Source organism: Verminephrobacter aporrectodeae subsp. tuberculatae At4, assembly GCF_000193225.1.
GTDB lineage: Bacteria > Pseudomonadota > Gammaproteobacteria > Burkholderiales > Burkholderiaceae_C > Acidovorax > Acidovorax aporrectodeae.
The window spans coordinates 1-14,663 of sequence record NZ_AFAL01000088.1; the positions used below are offsets into that span (position 1 = coordinate 1).

Below are 14,663 nucleotides of genomic sequence, written 5' to 3' on the forward strand. Positions count from 1 at the left end.
TCCCGCCGGGCGGCAGCACCGACACGATAGGGCGGCTGCTGGCGAGCGAACTGGGCCAGAGCCTGGGGCAATCCGTGGTCGTCGAGAACAAGGCCGGGGCGAATGGCGGCATCGGGACCGACCAGGTCGCCAAGTCGCCCGCTGACGGCTACAGCCTGCTGCTCTCGGGGATTGGCTCGAACGCCACCAACTACAGCCTCCAGCGCAATACGCCGTACAAGGACGCCGCGTTCAGGCACGTGGCATTGCTGGCCACGGGGCCGAGCGTGCTGGTCGTGAACCCGCAGTTTGCCGCCCGGACGGTGGCCGACCTGGTGCGCATGGCCAGGGAAAGGCCCGGGGCCTACGCGCATGCCAGCGCGGGCAATGGGTCTTCGGGGCATCTGGCGCTGGAACTGTTCAAGCAGACCCATGGCCTGCAAATCACCCACGTGCCCTACAAAGGCAATGCCCAGGCGATCACGGACGTGATGGCCGGCCAAGTGCCGATCATGGCGTTGAACAACGACACCGCGCTGGCCTACGTAAGGGCCGGCAGGTTGCGCGCGCTGGCGGTCACCAGCCTGGCGCGCAACCCGGCGTTCCCGCAGGTCCCCACGATGGCCGAGTCGGGGATTCCGGGCTTTGACGTCGTTTCCTGGTTTGGCCTGTCCGTCCCGGCCGGCACCCCGGACGCGGTGATCAGCCGCCTGGCCGACGCCACCGCGCAGGCCCTGCAAGCCCCCAAGCTGCGCCAGTATCTGGAGGGCACGGGCTTTGTCGTCGCCAGCGGCACACCCGGGCAGTTCAGCGATTTCGTCAGCGCCGAAATCGCCAAATGGCAGGCCGTGATCCAGCGCGCCGGCATCACGGCAGATTGATTCGGGAGACAAGCCATGGCCTATACCGCTCTGCCCAATTCCTTCCGGCGCGACATCCTCGCCCGCCGGCGCCTGATCGGCTGCTGGTCCTCTCTGACCAGCCACATCACCACTGAAATCCTGGGGCAGGCCGGTTTCGACTGGATTTTGCTCGACTGCGAGCATGCCCCGAATGACCTGACGACGCTGATCCCGCAGCTGATGGCGCTCAAGGACAGCCGCAGCGCCCCGGTCGTGCGCCCGCCGGCCAACGACCCGGTGCTCATCAAGCGTTTGCTGGACATCGGTTTCGTCAACCTGCTGCTGCCCTTCATCGAATCGGCCGCAGCGGCGCAACGGGCAGTGGCCGCCACCCGCTACCCGCCGCTGGGCATCCGCGGCGTCTCGAACGCGCAGCGCTGCAACCGCTACGGTGCGCTCGCCGAGTACGCGCAGCAGATCCATGAGCACCTGTGCGTGCTGCTGCAAATCGAAAGCCGTGCGGGCATCGACGCGCTCGATGAGATCCTGCAAGTGCCGGGGGTCGATGGCATCTTCATCGGCCCGGCCGACCTGTCCGCAGCGCTGGGGCATTTTGGCGATCCCGGGCACCACGAGGTACAGGCGGCGATCGCCGACATCCATGCGCGCAGCCGTGCCGCCGGCAAGGCCGTCGGCATTCTGACCGTTGTCGAAGCCGACGCGCGCCGCTACATCGAACAGGGCTTTGAATTCGTTGCGGTCGGTACCGACCAGGCGCTGTTTCGTTCCGCCACGCAAGGTCTGCGCGAGCGCTTTCCATCCGACGGCCCCATGGAATGAGCGGGAAAAACCCCGGCGACCCAAGCGATTGCGTGCGCCGCAGGCAGAGAGTGCGAACAGCGGCTATTGCCTTGGCTGTCGCAAGGGGATTCGCCGGATGGCGGCAAGTCCGATGGCAGCAGTCCCCACGGCACTGACGATGGCGGCAAGTACCAGTGCCTCTGAATAACCCATGGCCGCACCGAAGAGAGCTGCACCGAGATAGACGAATGGATGCAGTCCGCTGGTCATCAGGGTATCGACTGCCACAAGCTTGCCAAGGTCTTTTTCCGGGGAAAGAATTTGCATGGCGGTGGCCCAGCTGGTAATCGCGCTATAAGCAGCAGATCTATGATGAATCCATTTTCTTTTTCAATGCATCGACAAAGCGCTTTGCCCATGGCGAAGCAGCGGTGATGCGGTCCGGATCTACTATTGCCAGCAGTTTGAATGAATGCTCGCTTTTTCCGTATGGGGCCTTGGTTTTGCAACCCTGGGTCGCATCGGCCAGTGCGCTGTGGACTTCATTCTTTGCTACCTGTTCGATCGGACGGTAGGCTGGTAATTTGTCTTTTTTGAAACCTTGCCCGAAGAATTTCTCGAGTGTTGTGCTGTCTGCAAGAAACCAATTTTCCATGCATTGGACCATCAGATGACAGTCAGTGTCTGAAGCTCCCGCTGGCTGCTCCCACGCATCGTCCTGACGATTCCTCAGATACGCCCACGGCTTCCATTGATCGGCATCCGCACCTTGTTGATGCTGGTCCGCAACCGGTGCCTCGCTGTCTATCAGGAGAAGCGCTTCTTCCCCGTTGTCTATGGCAATGCGATAATCATCAAAAGCCTTGCTACGGCTACCAGAGGCAACAATGCGTGGTTGATTTTTTATTCCTGCGGTGGTGATGAATTTCCTGAATCCTTCACGGCATTCCTTTTCAAGTCCACCTCCACCACCCTCGACAAAAAGCTTCACCATCTCGTGCCCCCAATATCGCCGCGAGTCCAGAGCTGCCCCAGGCGATATTTCTCCAGCCATGGTTTGAGCTTTTCCTTGTCGAGTCGGGTCAGGGTGGTTCCCTCCTCCCCCCTATCTGCTACCAAGACGGCATCGGGCTGATCGGTGAACGCATCAACCAATACATCGGAATGGGTGGTGACGATCAACTGTGTACGCTCGGACGCGTCCTTGAGAAGCTGGGCCAGATTTGGCAATACATCGGGATGCAGCCCCAACTCAGGCTCCTCAATGCATACCAACGGTGGTGGATCGGGATGACAGAGAATGGCGAGCAGGCACAGGTAGCGCAACGTGCCGTCCGATAGCCTGGTGGCAGGAATCGGAACGGTGCGGTTATTCACCTGCTCCTGAAAAAAGACCTGAACAGTGCCTCCGTCAATTTTTACGTAGTAGTCCTGAATTCCTTCGTACAAAGCACGCAATTCCTCAATGAGTCGCTTTTTAAGATCATGGTTTTCTTGCAGACGGTTCAGAACCAGACCCAGATTGCTGCAGTCAGGTTCCAAAAAATCGTTGGGCAGGTCCGCTTTCTGCGATGTTCTTGCCGCCGTGAAGCGACCAAAGCACCATTCACGATAGAGGCGAATCTTCGGCAATGTCTTGCCCAGAAATGTAAGCTCCGGGTACTGATCGGGGTCTTTCCGCTGCGAAAGAATGGACTGGTTGGGTTCAATGTCCTCTCGTCGGAGCCTGCGGTCTTCGTTCTTGACATTCAGTACGCCGTGTCCGTCCTCGAATCTGTAATAGAGATAAGGCTTCGTATGACCATGATCCGGTTCGGCTCTTTCAATACGCTCTTCAATGAGCTCGAATCTTTGGGATACTTCAGTAAAACTCAGTGAATAGCGAAGGTTGTTTATTTCTCCCGGATGATCAATGACTACATCCAATGAGGCAGGCATGGGTGGAGTGCGGCCTTTCCATAGCCAGTCCCGCACACCACCGCCATCCCTGATGGGTGCAATCAGATCTTTGGGCGTGGACTTGATCAGTTCAATGGCCTCCAACAAGTTTGATTTGCCTGAGCCATTGGGGCCAATGATCACATTCAAGGGCCCCAGCGGGATGGACTCGGAATGATTTCCATAACTCAGGAAATTGGTGAGTTTGATGTGTTTTATCAGCATGGTGTGAACTTTTTCGATTATGGGCGACAGGAGCCCTGCTTGGCACCAGCCACCGGAAAACACCGCTCACTGTGCTTGAAGCAGAAATCAAGGATGGCCAGCCACCCCCTGAAACACCACAAACCCCCAACAGGCAGCCGCTTCACATCCCCTGCGCCGCTGGCTCGCTGAGCCCGACGTCGGAAACAAAATACTCCTCGTCCAGCCAGCGCTGATAATGCTCATGCGGCAGCGTTCGCAGCTGGGTTGCGCCGTCGTGGTTGTTTGCCACGATCACGTCGTCGAGTGCAAAACAATCGACCATATGGGGCGATTGCGTGGCGATGAATATCTGCCGCGCTTTGGCGAGCGTCTTGATCATTTCGGCAACCAATTCGATGGCGTGCGGGTGCAGCCCGAGTTCGGGTTCGTCGAAGAACATGACGTCCGGGAGCATCTCTTCCGGCAGGTTCAAGAGGGTCAGCAAACAGAAGAGCCGCAAGGACCCGTCCGAAGTCAGGTGCGCACCGAAGGTCTTCTCGCTGTGGACGCTGCGCCAGCGCAATGCCAGCTTGCCGTAGGCCGGCTGCAATTCAAATTCGGCGAAGCCGGGCAGGACGCGCGCGATTTGCTGCACGATGGTCTTGTAGCGGCTGATCTGCGTCTCTTGCATGCGCAGCAGGATCGGCGCCAAGTTGGCCCCGTCCGAACGCAGCCAGGTGAAGTCCGTCATGTCCCACGGCAGCTTGATGTTGGCGTGCGCCGAGGTGTCGTGGAACTGGTACGTGGTGCAGCGTTTGAGCAGGCTCACCACCACGCGCGCGGTCTGGTGGTTGGCCGCAACCAAGCTGGCTTCCCGACCTCCGGCTTGCAACAGCATCCATTTGGCCTTGGTCTCGAACTGGCGGCCCGAGTAGCGGTACGCCTCGTCGACGAACATCAGCGTGTCGTTGCCGCTCACGTGCGCCAGACCAAAGCGGTAGTCGTTGACCCCCCGGTCCGTGATGATGCTGATCTCGCCGTTCATGCGCGGGGTGCGGCGCGCGCCCATGTACAACTGGTCGTCGCCGCCGCCATTGCGCGTGACGAACTCCTGCAGGTTCTGCCCGCGGAGCATCCAGGCGAGCATTTCAAAGAAGCGGATGAGGTTTGACTTGCCCGAACCATTGGCCCCGATCAGTACGGTCAACTGGGGAAGTTCCAGGTCGCGCACGTCGGCCAGGCTGCGAAACCCGTTGATGCTGACGCGTTGGATGCGGCCCTGAAGCCTTGCCTTGGGTGCTGTGGTCTCGATTGCCATGAATGTCCCTTCAGGATTTGCCATCGTTGGGGCAGGCGACGGGAGCGCCCGGATGGATGGCGCCGGGAAAGCGGCAGGCTCTCACGGCGGATTTTCCCGTCCAATTCTGGAAAACCCGGCAAGGGGGCCGGGTCGCGGGTGGTGCGCAAATTCTATCTACACCCGGGGACGCGGCCGGAGAAGAGCGCAAACGCCTCCCGGCGCCTGGGGGACGGAGCATGCGGTTCGCGTCCCCCCGGGCTCATTGCGCGCCCAGCGGCGCCATCAGCGCGCGCAGGTGTTCGACTTCGGGGGGGCTGAGGTCGGTCAGCGGCGGCCGCACCGGGCCGGCGCCGTGGCCCGCCAGCGCGGCGCCGGCCTTGACGATGGACACGGCGTAGCCCGGGCCCTGGTTGCGCAGGGCGATGTAGGGCAGGAAGAACTCGCGCAGCAGGCGCTCGCAGGTGGCGCCGTCGCCGGCGGCGTGGGCGGCGTAGAACGCCATCGCCGTCCGGGGGATGAAGTTGAAAACGGCCGACGAGTACACGGGGCAGCCCATGGCCTGATAGGCGCCGGCGAAGACTTCGGCGGTGGGCAGGCCGCCGAGGTAGGCAAAGCGCTCGCCCAGGGTCTGGCGGATGGAGACAAAGGCCTCGATGTCGCCCACGCCGTCCTTGAAGCCCACGAGGTTGGGGCAGCGCCCGGCCAGGGTGAGCAGGCTCGCGGGCGTGAGCCGGCAGGCGCCCCGGTTGTAGACGATGACGCCGATGCGCACGCTCTGGCACACCGCTTGCACGTGCGCCACCAGACCCTGCTGGCTGGCTTCGGTGAGGTAGTGGGGCAGCAGCAGAATGCCCTGCGCGCCCAGGCGCTCGGCCTCCTGCGCGTATTCGATGGCCAGCGTGGTGCCGCCGCCGGCGCCGGCAATGATCGGGGTGCGCGCGCGGCAGGTATCGAGCGCCACCTGCACCACGGCGCTGAATTCGCGGGGCGCGAGCGAGAAGAACTCCCCGGTGCCTCCGGCGGCAAACAGCGCCGAGGCGCCGTAGGGCTGGAGCCATTCCAGGCGCGCAGCGTAGGGCCCGGGGGCGAAGCGCAGTTCGCTGTCGAAGTCGGTCAGCGGGAACGACAGCAGGCCGGCTTGCAGCACGCTTTTGAGTTCTTCAGGGGTCATGGGTGGGATGGGCGGGGCTGGTGGGTTGTCTTACCAGTCATCGTACAACTAGAGTCATTCGACGGCTCTACGGGAAATTACTGACGGGATGGGTTGGCTGCGCGCCGGTCTGCGCGCGCGGCGTCCGGATCCTGGGCGACGATGGCGTCGTAGATGCTCTCGTGCTCGCCGTTGACCCGGCGCAGGTACTGCTTGCGTTCGTCGTCCGGGGCGTCGGTGGAGTCGAGGCGCGCGCGGAATGATCATGCTGCCGAGCGTTCCCATGCGTTCCGCAAAGTGGCTGTTCTGCGTGGCGCGTGCGATCTCCAGGTGGAACTGGAAGTCTGCGGCCACGGCGTCGTGCCCCGCGTCCACCGCGGCGGCTTCGGTTTCCACGCCGATGCGCAGTTCCAGCACGGCGATCACGTCGCGCAGATTGCCAACGCTTGTAACGCCATCGCTTGCTGCGTTGGCCTTATCAGCGAGTTGTTCGGAGTTCTTTCGAGCTTAGGGACTGCCGGGGGAACCCGGATAATGGCATTTCTCCTTGTGAAGGAATCCATGGATCAATTCGAACTGCTGCTCGACCAACCGGGCCTCCCAGGCATGTGCCCGGTGACGGACGCTGTGCGGGTGCTTGCGCACGGAGCGGGGGGTGAAGAGCGCGGCGCGATCTTCACGCGCCCCGAAGTAGTCGAGTTCATCTTGGACCTTGTGGGCTACTCGCCTTCGAGCGCCCTATACACCAAGTCCCTTCTCGAGCCGTCGTTCGGTAGCGGGGAATTCCTCTTGGTGGCCATCTCGCGGCTCCTGTCAGCCACCGCCTCTGCGCGAGAGCGCGGCGTGGAGGTTCCCCCGCTGGATGGATGCATTCGGGCCGTGGAGCTTCACGCGAGTTCGTTCGCGCAGACTCGCGCGCAGGCGCTGCAGCTCCTCGCATCGAACGGAATCGAGGTGGCCGAAGCGGCCAGGCTTGCCGACAAGTGGCTCACGCATGGCGATTTCCTCTTGGCGCCGCTGCCCGAGTCGTTCGACTTCGTCATTGGCAACCCGCCCTACGTGAGGCAGGAACTGATCCCCGCCGCGCTGCTGCGGGAATACCGCCGCCGCTACGCGACCCTCTACGACCGCGCCGACCTATACATCCCGTTCATCGAGCGCAGCCTGCGGCTCTTGAAGCCAGCGGGGAAGCTCTCCTTCATTTGCGCTGACAGGTGGATGAAGAACCGATACGGAGGCCCGCTGCGCGCGCTGGTCGCCAGCGAGTTCCACCTGCAAGCCTATGTCGACATGTTCGACACACCCGCCTTCCACTCCGAAGTCGTGGCCTATCCAGCGATCACGATGATCGAGCGGGCCAGCCCCGGCCCCACGCTGGTCGCGGCGCGCCCGAAAATCGAAACCGCCTACCTGCGCGACTTGGCAAAGACCCTGCGAGGCCAAACAAAGGAGCTGCCACCGTCGGTGCACAGCCTTGACGACGTGGCCAAGGGCGATGCGCCTTGGGTGCTGCAATTTTCCGACGCGACAAGCCTGGTGCGCCGCATCGAGCAGGCCTTCCCTGCTCTGGAAGAGGCTGGATGCAAGGTCGGAATCGGCGTCGCCACCGGAGCCGATAAGGTCTACGTCGCCAAGTTCGACGAGCTCGACATTGAGCCGAGCCGCAAGCTGCCGCTGGCCATGACCCGCGACATCGTGACCGGCCATGTCGAGTGGCGCGGCTATGGCGTGGTCAATCCCTTCACAGACGAGGGGCCGCTCGTCGATCTTCGTGACTACCCGAAGCTGGCCGTCTACCTCGAGACCCATCGGGCGGCGATTGCGGGCCGGCACGTCGCGAGGAATGACGCGAAGCGGTGGTATCGGACGATTGACCGCATCACGCCGTCGCTGGCGAATCGGCCGAAACTTCTCATTCCAGACATCAAGGGCGACGCCCAGGTCGTCTACGAGCCAGGGCTGCTCTACCCGCACCACAACCTCTACTACGTGGTGTCGGACGCGTGGGACTTGCGCGTGCTGCAAGCCGTCTTGCTCTCCAGCTTGACGAGGCTCTTCATCTCCACGTACTCGACGAAGATGCGGGGAGGGTTCCTGCGGTTCCAGGCCCAGTATCTGCGTCGGATCAGACTTCCCCTCTGGGAAGACGTGCCCCGCGCTCTGCGCGAGCGGCTTGTGCAAGCGGCGCAGGCGCTCGACGTGTCCGCATGCGACGCGGCGACGTTTGAGCTCTATGGCCTGACGGCAGAAGAACAGCAAATAGCAAAAGGGAAGGCGAATGGCGCTTGATCTGGCGAACTACCGCGAGCAGGCGCGCGACGCGATCAAGGCGTTTTGGGGCAACCGGGAGGCGGCGGCGCGAAAGCAGGAAGAGACTGGCAACATCGACAGGGGAACGCGCGGCGCCGTGACCGCCGGCAACAACCTCAACGGCTTTCTGGCGTTGATGCAGAGCCTTGTCAGGGCCAATGGACTGCATGATGCGCAGATCCACATCGACAAGGGCCTCGTGGTTTTGCCAGGCTACTTCCGTCCCACGAAGCAATGGGATGTGGTCGTCATGCGCGGCAACCGCCTGGTCGCGGCGCTCGAGTTCAAGTCGCAAGTCGGCAGCTACGGGAACAACTACAACAACCGCACCGAAGAGGCCATCGGAGTCGCGCATTGCCTGTGGACCGCATGGCGCGAAGGCGCGCTTGGCGACCAGCCCCGGCCATTTCTTGGCTGGCTCATGGTGGTTGGCGATGAGGACGAATCGCGCCGCCCCATTCGGACCGCCCAGCCGCACTTCAACGTCTTTCCAGAGTGGCGCGATGCCTCGTACATCCAGCGCTACGACCAGCTTTGCCGGAGGCTTGTGAAGGAAGGGCTTTACGCCGCCGCCGCGCTGTTGGCCACGCCGCTGAACTCGGCCGAAACCGGCGCATACGCGGAGTTCTCTCCCCTCTCGGGCCTGGAATACTTTGTGACCACTTTCGCCGCGCACATTGCGGCAGAGGCCTCGCGGCCGCCGCCACCGGAGGTCACACCCCTCGTTCAGACTCATACCTGAATTGAAAAAAACTCTGTGCGCATGTCTTACCCAGAGCTCAGCCGCCTCTCAATGCGCACCAGCCTGCGCGCGCCGGCGGCGCTCGCGGCTATTTGCCAGGTGGGTGCGCATGGCGGCGCGCGCGGCGTCCGGGTCCTGGGCGACGATGGCGTCGTAGATGCTCTCGTGCTCGCCGTTGACCCGGCGCAGGTACTGCTTGCGTTCGTCGTCCGGGGCGTCGGTGGAATCGAGGCGCGCGCGCGGAATGATCATGCTGCCGAGCGTTCCCATGAGTTCTGCAAAGTGGCTGTTCTGCGTGGCGCGTGCGATCTCCAGGTGGAACTGGAAGTCTGCGGCCACGGCGTCGTGCCCCGCGTCCACCGCGGTCGTGAGGGCGTCGAGCGCCGCGCGCAGGGTCTGGATGTTCGCGGGCGTGCGGCGCTGCGCGGCGAGCGCGGCGGCTTCGGTTTCCACGCCGATGCGCAGTTCCAGCACGGCGATCACGTCGCGCAGGGTGCTGAACCGTTCGGGCGTGATCCGAAAGCCCGGCGCCTGTTCCAGGCCGAGCACAAAGGTGCCGATGCCGTGCCGCGTCTCCACCAGCCCGGAGGCTTGCAGTTTGGAGAGGGCCTCGCGCACCACCGTCCGGCTGACGCTGAACTCGGCCATGATCGCGGCCTCGGTGGGCAGTTTGTCGCCCAGTACCAGGCGGCCGTCGCGAATGCGCTCGCCCAGGGCATCGACCAGTTCCAGGGCCAGGGTGCGGGGCCTGCGGCGCGGCGCGGTGTCGGTGCTCATTTCCTGGTGTTATCCCTAGGCAGCAGCGGGGAGGAGACGGGGTACATTGCGGCGGAGTTGTACGATGACTGATGACATTTCAGCAATGCCAGCGCCACTGTAGCAAGAAGTTTTGGGATTGCCATGCCCTGCCACCCGACCCCGATCCGATTCCACCGTGTATTGCTCACCGGAGCCGCCGGCGGGCTTGGGCGCGTGCTGCGCACGCGGCTAAAGGCTTATTGCAGCGTGTTGCGCGTCTCGGACAGGGAGGCGCTTGGCTGCGCCGAGCCGGGCGAGGAGTTGTGCCCGGCGCAGCTGGAGGACGCGGGCGCCATGCTGCGCCTGCTCGAAGGGGTGCAGGCCGTGGTGCATCTGGGCGGCGTGTCCACCGAGCAGCCCTGGGAGCCGATTTTGCAGGCGAACATCGTCGGCGTGTACAACCTGTACGAGGCCGCGCGCAAGCAGGGGGTCGGGCGCGTGGTGTTTGCCAGTTCCAACCATGTGACCGGCTTCTACCGGCAGGACCAAGTGGTGGGCCCGGACGACCCGGTCCGCCCCGATGGCCTGTACGGCCTGTCCAAGGCGTTTGGCGAAAACCTCGCGCGGCTTTACTTCGACCGCTACGGCATCGAGAGCGTGTGCCTGCGCATCGGCTCGTCCCTTGCCGAGCCGCGCGATCGCCGCATGCTGGCCACCTGGATGAGCCACGACGATCTGGAGCGCCTGGTCGTGGCCAGCCTGACCGCGCCGCTGGTGGGGCATAGCACCCTCTACGGCATAAGCGACAACGCCGCCACCTGGTGGGACAACCGCCTGGCGCGCCATATCGGCTACCGCCCGCAGGACAGCTCGGAGCCGTTTCGCGCCCGGATCGAGGCCGCCGACCCGCACCCGGACATCAGCGATCCGGCCGTGATCTACCAGGGGGGTGCCTTCGTGCGCACCGGCCCGCCCGAATGAGCCCATGGATCTGCTGCTGTCGGACCACCGGGACCAGGTGGGCGAAAGCCCGGTATGGAGCGTCGCCGAGCAGGCGCTCTACTGGGTGGACATCGAAGGCCGTGCGCTGCGCCGCTGGTCGTTTCCGGACCGCCGGCTGTGCAGCTGGGAGGCGGGCGAACGCCTGGCCTGTCTGGGTCTGCACGCGGATGGCGGCCTGGTTGCCGGCATGGAAACCGGGGTGTTCCAGCTGCAACCCGGCGCCGACGGCAGCTTGGGCGCGCAGCGGCTCGCGGGCATCGGGCACCCCCGGCCCGCAATGCGTTTCAACGACGGCCGCTGCGACCGCCAGGGCCGATTCTGGGCGGGGACGATGCTGCGCGACACGGCGCTGGCGCAGCCCGCGGGCAGCCTGTATCGCATGGACCCGCGCGGCCTGTCGGCGCCGCTGGTGTCGGGCCTGGTCACGCCCAACGGGCTGGCCTTCAGCCCCGATGGCGCCACCATGTACCTCAGCGACAGCCACCCGGGCGTGCAGCGCATCTGGTCCATGCCGCTGCACGACGACGGCACGCCGGGGCCGCGCACGGTGTTTGCCGACATGCGCGCCCTGCCGGGGCGCCCGGATGGCGCGGCCATCGACGCCGAGGGCTGCTACTGGATCTGCGGCAACGACGCCGCCGTGCTGCACCGCTTCACGCCGCAGGGGCGCCTCGATCGCTCCCTTGCCGTGCCCACCAGCAAGCCGTCCATGTGCAGCTTTGGCGGCCCGGGGCTGGACCTGCTGTTCATCACCTCGATCCGCCCGGACCGGCCGCAGGGCGACGACGTGGCGCTCGGCGGCGCGGTCTTCGTGGCCCGCCCCGGGGTCTCGGGCCTGCCCGAAACCCCTTACCGATGCGCCTAGACAGAGCACGGAGAACCGGCGTTGCCCATGATTTCAACCCAGGAGACCCGCATGAAAATCCCCCCTCTGCCTGGCCGCGCGCTGCTGGCCGCCGGCATCGCGCTGGCCGGCGTCGGCCTGGCCGCCCAGGCCACCGAGTTTCGCTCGGCAGAAGCCCATCCGGACGACTACCCGACGACCCTGGCGGTCCGGCAAATGGGCGCAACGCTCAAGCGGCTGAGCAATGGAAAACACGGCATCCAGGTGTTCTCCGGCGGCAAGCTGGGCACCGAGAAGGACGCCATCGAGCAAACCAAGATCGGTGCCATCGCCATGACGCGCGTGAACGTCGCGCCCATGAACAACATCTGCGCCGCGACCATGGTTCCCACCATGCCCTTCCTGTTTCGCAGCATCGAACACATGCGCCGCGTGCTCGATGGCGCCATCGGCGAGGAAATCCTCAAAGACTGCGAAGCGCAGGGGTTCATTGCACTGGCTTTTTATGACAGCGGCTCGCGTTCCATTTACTCGGTGAAGAAGCCCTTGCAATCGCTGGCCGACGTCAAGGGCATGAAAATCCGCGTCCAGCAGTCCGACCTGTGGGTATCGCTGATCGAGGCCATGGGCGCGAACGCAACGCCCATGCCCTACGGCGAGGTGTACACCGCGCTCAAAACCGGCCTGGTCGATGCAGCAGAAAACAACTACCCGTCGTACGAAAGTTCGCGCCACTACGAGGTGGCGCGCTACTACGCCAAGACCGAGCACTCCATGGCCCCGGAAATCCTGCTGTTTTCCAAGCGCGTTTGGGACCGGCTGAGCGCACAGGACCAGCAGGCGATCCGCCAGGCGGCCAAGGAGTCCGTCCCCTACATGCGCAAGCTCTGGGACGAACGCGAGGAGAAATCCCTGGCCGCCGTGAAGGCCGGCGGTGCGCAGATCGTGGAAGTGGACAAGGCCTCCTTTCGCCGCGCCATGCAACCCGTCTACGACAAGTTCATCACCGATCCCAAGCTCAAGGATCTGGTCCGGCGCGCGCAGGACACCAAGTAGCCAGGAACGCGCCATGACGCTCTACACCAGCCTTTGCAAACGCCTGGCTTACGCCTGCATGTGGCTGGGCGTCGCGGGCATGGTTGCGCTGGTCTCGGCCGTGAGCTGGCAGGTCTTTGGCCGCTACGTGCTGAACAATACCCCGACCTGGGCGGAGAGCCTGGCCCTGCTCATGGTGCTGTGGGTCACCATGCTCGGCACGGCGGTCGCCGTGCGCGACGCCGGCCACATCGGCCTGGAGTCCATGCTGGTGCTGGCGTCCGCGCCGCTGCGCCGGCGCATGGAGTACCTGATCCACGCGCTGGTCCTGCTGTTCGGCCTTGCCATGGCCTGGAATTGCGCGGCGATGGCCGAATCCGTCTGGGCCTACCGCCTGCCCACGCTGCGCATTTCCGAGGGCTGGAAATACCTGCCCGCCGTCCTGTCCGGCGCCCTCATCGCGATGTTCTCGCTGGAACACATCATGGCCCTGGCCCAAGGGGTCGAAGTCGAGCCTGCCTGGAAATGATTCCATGACCACCGCACTCCTCATCCTCGCACTGGGCTTTACGGCATTGCTGCTGCTGGGCGTGCCCGTGGCTTTTTCCATGGGTCTCGCGGCCCTGGCCACGCTGCTCTACGAAGGGCTGCCGCTGGCTGTCGGCTTTCAGCAAATGATTTCCGGGATGGGCATTTTTTCCTTCCTGGCCATTCCCTTCTTCATCTTTGCCGGCGAACTCATGCTCCACGGCGGCGTTGCGGACAAGATCGTCGACTTCGCGCGCAGCCTGATCGGCCATGTGCGCGGCGGCCTGGGGATGAGCAACGTGCTCGCCTGCACCCTGTTCGGCGGGGTGTCGGGATCGCCCGGCGCAGACGTGTCCGCGATGGGCGCGGTCATGATCCCGATGATGAAAAAAGAGGGCTACCACGCGGACTACGCCGTCAACGTGACCACCCACGCGGCGCTGGTCGGCGCCCTGATGCCCACCAGCCACAACATGATCATCTACACGCTGGCAACCGGGGGCAAGGTATCGATTGCCGCGCTGATCCTGGCCGGTCTCCTGCCGGCGCTGATTCTGACCTTGAGCAACCTGGCCGCGACGTACCTGGTCGCGGTGCGCCGCGGCTACCCCGCGGGCAGCTTCCCGGGCTGGGCCATCGTGGGGCGCTCCTTTGCGGCCTCGGTACCGGGCCTGCTGGTGGTCGCGGTGATTCTGGTGGGCATCCTGAGCGGGGTCTTCACCGCCACCGAGTCTGCGGCGATCGCGGTGCTGTACACGCTGGTGCTCACCGTCTTCATCTACAAGACCCTGCGCCGGGAACATTTCCTGAAAGCCGCGACCAAGGCCGTCAAGACCACGGGAACCATCTTGCTGCTGATCGGCATCTCCTCCACCTTCGGCTACCTCATCAGCCTGTACGGCGTGGCCGAGCTCACCGGGCAAATGCTGACCACGCTGACCCACGAGCCCTGGCTCATCTTCCTGATGGTCAACGGCCTGCTGTTCGTGCTCGGCACCTTTCTGGACATGGCCGCGACGATTCTGTTGTGCACCCCCATCTTCCTGCCCATCTGCCAGCAATTCGGCATGGGTCCGGTGCAGTTCGGCATCGTCATGCTCGTCAACTGCGCCCTGGGCCTGAACACGCCCCCGGTGGGGACGGTGCAGTTCATCGGCTGCACCATTGGCGGCGTCTCCGTGGGGCACGTCATGCGGACCATCTGGCCCTTCTACGGCGCCATGATCGCCGCGCTGCTGCTCGTGACCTACGTGCCGGCTTTCTCGATG

15 protein-coding genes and 1 pseudogene are annotated in these 14,663 nt (G+C 64.2%); 9 read left to right on the top strand and 7 right to left on the bottom strand.

What is annotated here, in order from left to right; all coding sequences use genetic code 11:
* Together VTU_RS25545 and garL are read left to right on the top strand one after the other, a co-directional pair.
* The coding region (locus VTU_RS25545; RefSeq protein ID WP_010100886.1) for a tripartite tricarboxylate transporter substrate binding protein at window positions 1–860 on the top strand (860 nt) is incomplete at its 5' end.
* Window positions 861–875: 15 nt separating this feature from the next.
* Window positions 876–1,661 (top strand): 2-dehydro-3-deoxyglucarate aldolase, encoded by a 786-nt coding sequence (gene garL / locus VTU_RS0103690; protein ID WP_010100888.1) that lies wholly within the window; start codon window positions 876–878, stop codon window positions 1,659–1,661.
* A gap of 63 nt (window positions 1,662–1,724) precedes the next feature.
* Here the strand turns inward: garL and VTU_RS32440 are convergent, their stop codons facing one another.
* The 6 genes and pseudogenes from VTU_RS32440 to VTU_RS32445 form a co-directional block, all read right to left on the bottom strand.
* Window positions 1,725–1,949, bottom strand: a complete 225-nt coding sequence (locus tag VTU_RS32440) for a hypothetical protein (RefSeq protein WP_138927779.1) — start codon at window positions 1,947–1,949, stop codon at window positions 1,725–1,727.
* 40 nt (window positions 1,950–1,989) lie between these two features.
* Window positions 1,990–2,616, bottom strand: coding sequence for a DUF4276 family protein (locus VTU_RS0103695; protein ID WP_040891868.1), 627 nt, complete (start codon window positions 2,614–2,616; stop codon window positions 1,990–1,992).
* A complete protein-coding gene (locus tag VTU_RS0103700) occupies window positions 2,610–3,785 on the bottom strand; it encodes an AAA family ATPase (protein ID WP_029554071.1) in 1,176 nt (391 codons plus the stop codon). The genes VTU_RS0103695 and VTU_RS0103700 overlap by 7 nt, the downstream gene beginning before the upstream one ends.
* A gap of 142 nt (window positions 3,786–3,927) precedes the next feature.
* The gene (locus tag VTU_RS0103705; protein ID WP_010100897.1) at window positions 3,928–5,064 is read right to left on the bottom strand and encodes an AAA family ATPase; all 1,137 of its coding nucleotides are present in this window, start codon (window positions 5,062–5,064) and stop codon (window positions 3,928–3,930) included.
* Window positions 5,065–5,305: 241 nt separating this feature from the next.
* The gene (gene kdgD, locus VTU_RS0103710; RefSeq protein ID WP_010100899.1) at window positions 5,306–6,217 is read right to left on the bottom strand and encodes a 5-dehydro-4-deoxyglucarate dehydratase; all 912 of its coding nucleotides are present in this window, start codon (window positions 6,215–6,217) and stop codon (window positions 5,306–5,308) included.
* A gap of 77 nt (window positions 6,218–6,294) precedes the next feature.
* Window positions 6,295–6,631: pseudogene (locus tag VTU_RS32445) on the bottom strand (FCD domain-containing protein); the annotation flags it as partial.
* On the opposite strand from VTU_RS32445, the gene VTU_RS0103715 reads away from it, so the two are divergent.
* Complete coding sequence (locus VTU_RS0103715; protein ID WP_236610622.1) at window positions 6,527–8,485, top strand: Eco57I restriction-modification methylase domain-containing protein; 1,959 nt, start codon at window positions 6,527–6,529, stop codon at window positions 8,483–8,485. The pseudogene VTU_RS32445 and the gene VTU_RS0103715 overlap by 105 nt on opposite strands.
* On the top strand, window positions 8,475–9,248 hold the full coding sequence (locus VTU_RS0103720; RefSeq protein ID WP_010100903.1) for a PaeR7I family type II restriction endonuclease: 774 nt from the start codon (window positions 8,475–8,477) through the stop codon (window positions 9,246–9,248). Before VTU_RS0103715 ends, VTU_RS0103720 begins: the two co-directional genes overlap by 11 nt.
* A gap of 48 nt (window positions 9,249–9,296) precedes the next feature.
* On the opposite strand, the gene VTU_RS0103725 is transcribed toward VTU_RS0103720, so the two are convergent.
* Window positions 9,297–10,025: a FadR/GntR family transcriptional regulator gene (locus tag VTU_RS0103725; protein WP_010100905.1), complete on the bottom strand. Its 729-nt coding sequence runs from the start codon at window positions 10,023–10,025 to the stop codon at window positions 9,297–9,299.
* Between the two features lie 123 nt (window positions 10,026–10,148).
* Here VTU_RS0103725 and VTU_RS0103730 point away from each other — a divergent pair, with 123 nt between their 5' ends.
* The 5 genes from VTU_RS0103730 to VTU_RS0103750 form a co-directional block, all read left to right on the top strand.
* Complete coding sequence (locus VTU_RS0103730; protein WP_029554073.1) at window positions 10,149–10,967, top strand: NAD-dependent epimerase/dehydratase family protein; 819 nt, start codon at window positions 10,149–10,151, stop codon at window positions 10,965–10,967.
* A gap of 4 nt (window positions 10,968–10,971) precedes the next feature.
* Complete coding sequence (locus VTU_RS0103735) at window positions 10,972–11,853, top strand: SMP-30/gluconolactonase/LRE family protein (RefSeq protein ID WP_010100909.1); 882 nt, start codon at window positions 10,972–10,974, stop codon at window positions 11,851–11,853.
* A gap of 51 nt (window positions 11,854–11,904) precedes the next feature.
* Window positions 11,905–12,888, top strand: a complete 984-nt coding sequence (locus tag VTU_RS0103740) for a TRAP transporter substrate-binding protein (RefSeq protein WP_029554074.1) — start codon at window positions 11,905–11,907, stop codon at window positions 12,886–12,888.
* 13 nt (window positions 12,889–12,901) lie between these two features.
* Window positions 12,902–13,396: a TRAP transporter small permease gene (locus VTU_RS0103745; RefSeq protein WP_010100912.1), complete on the top strand. Its 495-nt coding sequence runs from the start codon at window positions 12,902–12,904 to the stop codon at window positions 13,394–13,396.
* A 4-nt stretch (window positions 13,397–13,400) separates the two neighbouring features.
* On the top strand, window positions 13,401–14,663 hold a 1,263-nt coding region (locus VTU_RS0103750; RefSeq protein WP_010100914.1), incomplete at its 3' end, for a TRAP transporter large permease.

What these genes read in the sequence shown, in the direction of transcription:
- VTU_RS32440 (WP_138927779.1), bottom strand. Translation starts at nt 1,949, where the DNA reads ATGCAAATTCTTTCCCCGGAAAAAGACCTTGGCAAGCTTGTGGCAGTC.
- VTU_RS0103700 (WP_029554071.1), bottom strand. Translation starts at nt 3,785, where the DNA reads ATGCTGATAAAACACATCAAACTCACCAATTTCCTGAGTTATGGAAAT.
- kdgD (WP_010100899.1), bottom strand. Translation starts at nt 6,217, where the DNA reads ATGACCCCTGAAGAACTCAAAAGCGTGCTGCAAGCCGGCCTGCTGTCG.
- VTU_RS0103730 (WP_029554073.1), top strand. Translation starts at nt 10,149, where the DNA reads ATGCCCTGCCACCCGACCCCGATCCGATTCCACCGTGTATTGCTCACC.
- garL (WP_010100888.1), top strand. Translation starts at nt 876, where the DNA reads ATGGCCTATACCGCTCTGCCCAATTCCTTCCGGCGCGACATCCTCGCC.
- VTU_RS0103745 (WP_010100912.1), top strand. Translation starts at nt 12,902, where the DNA reads ATGACGCTCTACACCAGCCTTTGCAAACGCCTGGCTTACGCCTGCATG.
- VTU_RS0103740 (WP_029554074.1), top strand. Translation starts at nt 11,905, where the DNA reads ATGAAAATCCCCCCTCTGCCTGGCCGCGCGCTGCTGGCCGCCGGCATC.
- VTU_RS0103705 (WP_010100897.1), bottom strand. Translation starts at nt 5,064, where the DNA reads ATGGCAATCGAGACCACAGCACCCAAGGCAAGGCTTCAGGGCCGCATC.
- VTU_RS0103725 (WP_010100905.1), bottom strand. Translation starts at nt 10,025, where the DNA reads ATGAGCACCGACACCGCGCCGCGCCGCAGGCCCCGCACCCTGGCCCTG.
- VTU_RS0103735 (WP_010100909.1), top strand. Translation starts at nt 10,972, where the DNA reads ATGGATCTGCTGCTGTCGGACCACCGGGACCAGGTGGGCGAAAGCCCG.
- VTU_RS0103695 (WP_040891868.1), bottom strand. Translation starts at nt 2,616, where the DNA reads ATGGTGAAGCTTTTTGTCGAGGGTGGTGGAGGTGGACTTGAAAAGGAA.
- VTU_RS0103720 (WP_010100903.1), top strand. Translation starts at nt 8,475, where the DNA reads ATGGCGCTTGATCTGGCGAACTACCGCGAGCAGGCGCGCGACGCGATC.